The sequence below is a fragment of the Sphingomonas sp. DC4900 genome, assembly GCF_049896485.1.
Lineage (GTDB): Bacteria > Pseudomonadota > Alphaproteobacteria > Sphingomonadales > Sphingomonadaceae > Sphingomonas > Sphingomonas aquatilis.
The window spans coordinates 33,513-40,681 of sequence record NZ_JAFCUK010000022.1; the positions used below are offsets into that span (position 1 = coordinate 33,513).

The 7,169-nt window shown below is 62.6% G+C and carries 6 protein-coding genes and 1 pseudogene; 3 read left to right on the forward strand and 4 right to left on the reverse strand.

What is annotated here, in order from left to right:
• Positions 1 to 776 precede the first annotated feature (776 nt).
• Positions 777 to 1,514: pseudogene (locus ACP690_RS17115) on the reverse strand (IS6 family transposase).
• A 146-nt stretch (positions 1,515 to 1,660) separates the two neighbouring features.
• Here ACP690_RS17115 and ACP690_RS17120 point away from each other — a divergent pair.
• Positions 1,661 to 2,230: a Dps family protein gene (locus ACP690_RS17120; RefSeq protein ID WP_294217170.1), complete on the forward strand. Its 570-nt coding sequence runs from the start codon at positions 1,661 to 1,663 to the stop codon at positions 2,228 to 2,230.
• Positions 2,231 to 2,258: 28 nt separating this feature from the next.
• Positions 2,259 to 3,761, forward strand: a complete 1,503-nt coding sequence (locus tag ACP690_RS17125; RefSeq protein WP_426261762.1) for an FAD-dependent oxidoreductase — start codon at positions 2,259 to 2,261, stop codon at positions 3,759 to 3,761.
• A gap of 410 nt (positions 3,762 to 4,171) precedes the next feature.
• Here ACP690_RS17125 and ACP690_RS17130 read toward each other — a convergent pair whose 3' ends face one another.
• The 3 genes from ACP690_RS17130 to ACP690_RS17140 are packed head-to-tail and all read right to left on the reverse strand — an operon-like array spanning position 4,172 to position 6,221.
• Positions 4,172 to 4,456: a DUF3325 domain-containing protein gene (locus ACP690_RS17130; protein ID WP_294217175.1), complete on the reverse strand. Its 285-nt coding sequence runs from the start codon at positions 4,454 to 4,456 to the stop codon at positions 4,172 to 4,174.
• Positions 4,453 to 6,045 carry a PepSY-associated TM helix domain-containing protein gene (locus ACP690_RS17135; protein WP_426261761.1) on the reverse strand — a complete coding sequence of 531 codons (1,593 nt, stop codon included), beginning with the start codon at positions 6,043 to 6,045 and terminating at the stop codon, positions 4,453 to 4,455. The genes ACP690_RS17130 and ACP690_RS17135 overlap by 4 nt, the downstream gene beginning before the upstream one ends.
• Positions 6,042 to 6,221, reverse strand: a complete 180-nt coding sequence (locus ACP690_RS17140; RefSeq protein ID WP_426261760.1) for a hypothetical protein — start codon at positions 6,219 to 6,221, stop codon at positions 6,042 to 6,044. The genes ACP690_RS17135 and ACP690_RS17140 overlap by 4 nt, the downstream gene beginning before the upstream one ends.
• A gap of 331 nt (positions 6,222 to 6,552) precedes the next feature.
• Here ACP690_RS17140 and ACP690_RS17145 point away from each other — a divergent pair.
• On the forward strand, positions 6,553 to 7,169 hold a 617-nt coding region (locus ACP690_RS17145), incomplete at its 3' end, for a TonB-dependent receptor plug domain-containing protein (RefSeq protein WP_426261759.1).

Here is a 7,169-nt window from a genome sequence, read left to right on the forward strand (position 1 = left end):
TCGAGGTGCGATAGCCGGTCCAGGGTTTCTAAGCTGCTTCTTCAATTTCCTAAACGCCAACCGGGCGGTGCGGCACTCTGCCTGTAACCAAGATGTTGCCGATGAGCCGGCGAACTGGCATAAGGCAGCCATGGCGCGATCGCGTCGAAAAGTTCGGAAGTGAGGGTCGGAAAAAAGCGGAGCGTCGCCATCGTCGCGTGGGCAGTCGCCATCGGGATCACCATCGTAAGTACAGTGGACATCAACGTTCACTTACCACCAATGGAGGTTCACATGAGTGCACACGTAGACTTGAAGGTGCAAGGTGAAGCAGGCGGGAACGTGGTCCACGGTGGGGCTGATCCACGCAAGCGATGGGACGCAAAGCATCTGATCTAAGCGACCGGAGTACCGCCAAGCGGGGGGTTCGAATCCCCCCGGCCACACCAGTTTGAGAGAGCCCGCTTCCGCGGGCTCTCTATTCTGCTCATGCATTACTCCGACGCCAGCTAGGTCCTGCACGACCCACAAGTGGACGTTCAGGCCGCCCTGCTCGCTTCCCAGCTTCGGTCACTCATTCATGTTAAGTGATCCGCTCGCTGGAAGCGACGTGTCGAGGACGCGGATCGGCGAAAAGTGTGACATTTCTGCCGCTCACCGGCGACGCGGCGAACAGCGGGCCTTATCAAATGCCGACGTCAGCGATCGCACCTCTGATCTCATTGGCCGACTGGGTGCTGTCAGTCTAACGCGAACCGCTCTTCACACGATGCATGTCGGTCTTTGAAGGCCGCGGCCTAGCTTATAAGGCCCTGCCACTCCGCCAGTGCGGCGGAGCGTCGTTCGCGATAGGTCTGGCGGTCGATGAGGTGGCGCTCGAGGCTGAAGTGGTTGTGGACGTTGGCGTGGACGGACGCAAACTTCTGTAGCGTCTTCGTCTGCCTGAACCGCAGCATCGCCCGCTCACTTCGTCGGAATGGCAGATGGCTGTTTTCTAGCCTGTTGTTCGCCCAGCGACCGATCTCCTGTCGGTCGCGGCAGCCCAGTTCATCCATGGCGGCACCGTAGCTGCGCAGGCCGTCCGTCGTGATCGTCTCGGGTGCACCGTGGCGCCTCATAGCCTTCTTTATGAAGGCCAGCGCCGCCCCCTTGTCGCGCGTCTTCGTGACATAGGTCTCCAGTGCCTCGCCCTCGTGATTCACCGCGCGCCACGGGTAGACCATCTCGCCATTCAGCTTCACGTACATCTCGTCTAGGTGTCAGCGCCAATGACGAAAGTCGCGCATCCGGCTGACCCGCTGGCGGCGGATGTCACCGGCGAAGAGCGGACCGAACCTGTTCCACTACAGCCGCACCGTTTCGTGGCAGATGTCGATACCGCGCTCGAACAGCAGATCCTCCACGTTTCTCAGCGACAGCGGGAACCGGACGTACATTAGCACCACCAGCCGAATCACCTTGGGCGAGGAGTTGAAGTACCGAAACGGCGAAGCTGGCTTGCGAGCGCGGGCAAGCTCCTGCCCGACCCCGTGCAGCCCATCAGCACAGCCAGTGCATTTTGTCTGACGGAGCCCGTCCGACCGCTATTGGGGTGCGTGCGCCTGGGACCCGTATGGATGCAAGGGAACCCTTAGGCATACCAATCACTTTGGCAGCACGTCGATGGGACCGGAGCGAAATCATGGCAAAAAAAGATCAGGCGCAACCCAAGTATCAGATCGAATATCGCGAAATTCAGGCGTTCGGCACGTTGAAGGATCTGCCACTTGGCCTGTCAGACAACGCGCGCAAGCAAAGCGTCGAGATTCTCAATCAAGTCCTGGCTGACACGATGATGCTGCGCGACTTATACAAAAAGCATCACTGGCAGATGTCGGGTGCGACCTTCTATCAGCTTCATCTGCTGCTAGACGCACATTATGAGAAGCAAGCCGAGCTAGTAGACATGGTTGCCGAACGAATCCAGTCGCTGGGCGGGATTAGCATCGCAACCCCGCATGATGTGGCCGAACTGACTAAAATTCCGCGTCCGCCAAAGGGGCGCGAGGATGTACCGACGATGCTCGCGCGATTGCTGGAGGCGCATCGCATCGTACTGGAAGAGGCGCACGAAGGCGCGAAGGCCGCCGATGAGTCAGGCGATGACGGCACGAACGACCTGCTGGTGAGCGACATCATTCGCACTGGCGAGCCCCAAGTGTGGTTCATCGGCGAGCATTTGGCCGCAACATCGCTGCAGCGCGCGGACTAATTGGGCATCTGGACGGAAGGGCGCGGCGATGGTGAAACGTGATCTGGTGAACGGCATTGACTCAACCGATTTGACGGAGGGACAGATCGTCGCGGCCAAAGTTAACGGCACCGACGTGGTGCTCGTTCGGCATGAAGGTCGAGTGTGTGCGCTTTCTGGTATGTGTACGCATCTCAAGGCCCCGCTGTCGGAGGGCATCTTGGTCGACGGCACGATCCGTTGCCCTTGGCACCACGCTCGATTCGACGTCGCAACAGGCGAGGCGGTTGGAGCGCCTGCCTTTCAGCCCTTGGCAAAATTCGAGGTCACGGAAGAGGACGGAGTGATCCGGGTCGGTGCGCCATCGTCCGCCGACATCCGGGTTTCGAACTCGTCCGCGCCCGAGATGGGGCAGATCGTCATCGTTGGTGCAGGGGCCGCGGGCCATGCCTGCGCCGAGATGCTGGCGCGGCACGGTGCGGGTGCCTCAGTGACCCTAATAAGCGACGAAGCCGACGCACCCTACGACCGCACCTTCTGCTCGAAGCAATATCTGGCCGGTAAAGCCGATCGTGATGGCATGACTTTGCCTACTATGGACGGTGTCACCCTCCATACCGGGGTGCGCGTCGCCGCGATCATGCGCGAAGACAAGAAGGTGGCATTCGATGACGGTGTCACCCTCCCCTATGACACCCTTATCCTCGCCACCGGCGCTGAACCGCTATCCCCAGATTTTTACGGGGCTGAGCGAAACGACGTCTACGTGGTGCGGACAGTAAGCGATGCCGATCACCTGATCACGGCGAGCACGCAGGCAACACGAGCTATCGTCGTTGGGTCGAGCTACATCGGTCTGGAAGTCGCGGCCTCGTTGATTGCACGCGGGCTCGAGGTGTCAGTCATATCTGACACCGAGTTGCCACTGCAAAAGACCGCTGGCAACGAGGTTGGGGTAATGGTGCGTGACTTGCACCGCGCGAAAGGCGTGACTTTCTATGCGGATCGTCATGTCGCGCGGTGGGATGGTAGCGTGGCGACATTGAACGACGGCACCCGCGTTGAAGGCGACCTAATCGTTGCGGGCATTGGCGTCACACCGCGGCTGGAACTGGCCCAGGCAGCCGGACTGTTGTTGGCAGAGAAGGCGGATGGCGGGGGCGTTCAGGTTGATGATCATCTGCGCACTTCCGACGCTGCGATCCACGCCATTGGAGATATTGCCAGCGCACCCGATCGTCGTCTTGGGCGTTCGATCCGGGTAGAGCATTGGGTAGTGGCGCAGCGCATGGGACAATGGCTGGCTCGGCATCTGCTAGGACAGGTCTCAGCCGGCTACGATGACGCGCCATTTTTCTGGTCGAGTCATTACGACCTCAGCCTTCGCTATTTGGGCCACGTCGCGTCTCCTGAAGATCGGATAGTTGAGGGTGACGTCAGTGCACAGGATTTCGCCGTGCATTTCAAAGAGAACGGGCGCGAGCAAGCTCTGCTTACCGCTGGGCGCGATCGGCTGTCGCTAGAGCGTGAGCAAGAATGGGAGAAGCGCTAACGCGTTTATCAGGTCTGCTTCGCGTCTGCAGTTTATGGGCCGAACATAATTTAGCCGATCAACGTTGCGCCTTTGTGGCATCGGCGCCAGGAATCGGCCGAATGCCTTTTAAGCCCTACCGGCGCGCGCGACGCGGACCGGCTAAAGCGATTTGAACCGCCAGAGTATGAATCGTGTCAGCCCGGAAGTTTACGAGTAGCAGCGGTACCGTTAAGGCTTAAGCATCCGGAAATAGTGATGTGCGCTAAAGATCGTTGAGCATCATCCAGCAACATGAACTCGGCCACACAGGCTGCCAGACTGCCAAACCTTGAGGGGATTCTTTGCCCTCAGCATTGCAGCGGTCTTCCATGGGATATCGGCGACCCTTCGGAGCCCGGCCTCATCGCGGAGGTTCGTATCGTCTCCACTCATCGATTGGCCTTCCGTGACGGTGGCTGAAGGTTGAGCCAGAGGAAGCTAGACGCTGCGCCGGCCATGACCAGGCCGGTCCACAGCACCGGCCCGAATACCCACCCCCGCGCCATGATCGCCAAGACGAAGGCGACCGCCAGCAACGTCCAGCCGGCCAGGCGCCAGCGGCGGGCGTCCGGGGCGGGCAGGCGTCGGCCGAAACGGGGTTCGTGATGGCGGTCAGTTGCAAGACCGAACGCCAGGAACGCGGCAAGCGCAAGCAGGGTAGCAAGGACGATCATTCCGTCGCGACCGCTTCTGGCAGGCGAGGCGTACCAACAGCCGTTTGGATCGGGCGGGACTTGTGGACGCGGGGCTGGTGACGGGCGACGCGGCGCGCCGTCCAGCCGAAACCGGTCGCCAGCACGAGCAATACGGCATCGACCGTGACCATCGGCCAGTCGGCGCCCGCGATCCACTGGACGAGGCCCCGGTGCAGCACCAGCAAGTCACAGGCCACCACCGCGACCAGCCCGATCCCGGTCGCGGCAAGCAGCACTGACCAGCCGCGCACCGGCTTGAAGCCCAGCGCCGCCAGCGCGGCGATGCCCCAGGCGGCGAACAGCATCGTGATCTCGCGCTCCGCCCGATCGGGGGTCGCAAGCGGCAACAGCCGGTTGGCAAGGAAGAATGCGGAGCAGCCGAGCGGGAAGCCGGCAATGACCGCGATGTTCAACCGCTCGACGATGCGGAAACCCAGCGGCGGCCAGAGCGGATCGGGCAGCTTCTCGCGCCGCTTCACCGTCCACAGGATGAGGCCGCTGGCGACCATCACCGTGCCGCCCAGTCCGCACAGGAAATACAACCAGCGCATCATTAGGTCGCCGAAGCGACCGGCGTGAAGGCCGATCATCGCGCCGTACGTCGTGACCGCGCCGTTCGGCGGGGGCGATCGCCAGATCGGGCGGCCGGTGACTCCGTCATAGGCGACGCGCGTACCATAGGTGGACAGGCTCGCCCGGCTGGCGCGGGTCATGGTGACGCGCGCTGCGGCGTCGCCGGGTTCGGCGACCTCGATGAAGCCGATCGGGCCGCCCAGCCGGTGCTCGCCGTCGCGCACTAACGCCGCCAGATCGACCAGCGGTGCGGGGCGGTCGGCGCGGATGACCTTTCCGGCGGTGGGAAACAGCGCGGTGAACAGCTTCGTGCTGTCGGGATAAGTGGCAACCGTCACCCAGGGCACGAGCATGGTCGCCAGCGTGACGAGGCCGGTATAGGTGATCATCAGGTGGAACGGCAGGCCGAGCACGGCGGTGGCGTTGTGGCCATCGAGCCACGAACGCTGGCCCTTCTCCCGGCGCAGCGTGAAGAAGTCCTTGAAAATCTTCTTGTGCGTCACGATCCCCGTCAGGATCGCGACCAGCATCATCATCGCGGCAAACCCGACCAGCCAGCGCGCCCAGAGCACCGGCATGTAGTGAAGGTCGAAATGGAAGCGGTAGAAGAAATCGCCGCCCCGCGTGTCGTGTGCGGCGGGCACGCCATCCGCGCCGATCAGCGCGAACGTGTCACGCCAACGTCGCCGCTCGCCCTTCGCATTCGGATCAGGCTGCGGCAGCCAGAAAACGGTCGTGCCCGGGCCATCGGTGCCAGCAAGAGTGATGTACCACGTCTTTGCGTCGGGCGCCGTGTGCGCCAGGAACCGTTGCGCGCCGGCCAGTGCGTCGATTGGTCGGTCGACGCGCGGCGTCTCCGGCCGCATCCAGCGGTTGAGCGGCTCGCGCCAATAGGCCGCCGTCCCCGCGACGAAGATGATAAACAGCACCCAGCCGAGCAGCAACCCCGACCACGTATGGAGCGTGGCCTGCGACTGACGGAAGACCTTGCTCATGAACGGCCCGTCGACCAGATCGAGGCACAGACGATCGCGCCAGCGACGCTGCCCGACACGAGCAGCGTCCAGGTGGCAAGCCAGCCGCTACGCGCCGCATAGGCCCACATCGCGAACCCCGCGCACAGCGCGAACGCGAGCAGCGTCGCGGTGATTGTCGCAGCCTCGTTCGACATCGGTAGCAGTCTTGCCAGAGCCATCGCCCAGAGACTGGCGACGCAATAACCGAGCGGCATGGCAGCCAAGAGACGGAGCCCGCCGTCTCCCCGCCGACGCCACCTACGCGCCGTTTCCCCTCGGCGGCCGGTGAAACTTCCAGATGGTAACATGCTCGATCAGCCTCGCTGGCCGCGTTCGTTCGCCAAGGCGACCGCTCCGATGAATAGGCCGCAGCACATATCGCATTGGGAAGCACAAGTCCACGCTATTGCGAAACGTTATCATTGCCGATAGATGTCGTTTCATAGCGAGAGCCTGAGCGGCCCGCACCACGAATTGGGGACTCTCATGCGCCGCAAGACACCATTTCTGATCGCCTGCGCGCTCGCCTCCATGGTGTGCTCGCTCTCAGCAAAAGCGCAGACGACCGGCCATATCAGCGAGCAGGATGCCGAAGAGGCGGTGCAGGGTGATGATGGCAAGGAGATCCTCGTTCGCGGCCGATATACCGTTCCTGACCGCATCGACACGGCGACGGGGCTTGGGCTGACGGTTCGCGAGACACCGCAGTCGGTCAGCGTCGTCACGGCACAGCGCATCATCGACCAGAACCTGACCAGCGTGCGGGATGTGATCGAGAACGGCGTCGGCGTCGCAGTCAACGAGACCGACGACGTGCGCAATTCGTTCTTCGCGCGCGGCTTCGAGATCAGGAACACCCAGATCGACGGCGTGCCCACCGCCTGGGCGCTGGGCGGCGATCGCGGCGAGACGATCGCCGACGTGTCCATCTACGATCGCGTCGAGATCGTGCGCGGTGCCACCGGCCTGCTGAGCGGTGTCGGCGATGTCAATCGGCGTCCAAAAAGGACCCCCTATCGGCGTGCAAAAGGGACCCCCTTCGTCGAGCAGCGTAACGGGTATGACGGGCGCACTGTTCGTGCTGGTTGCGGCGTAGGGCGGGC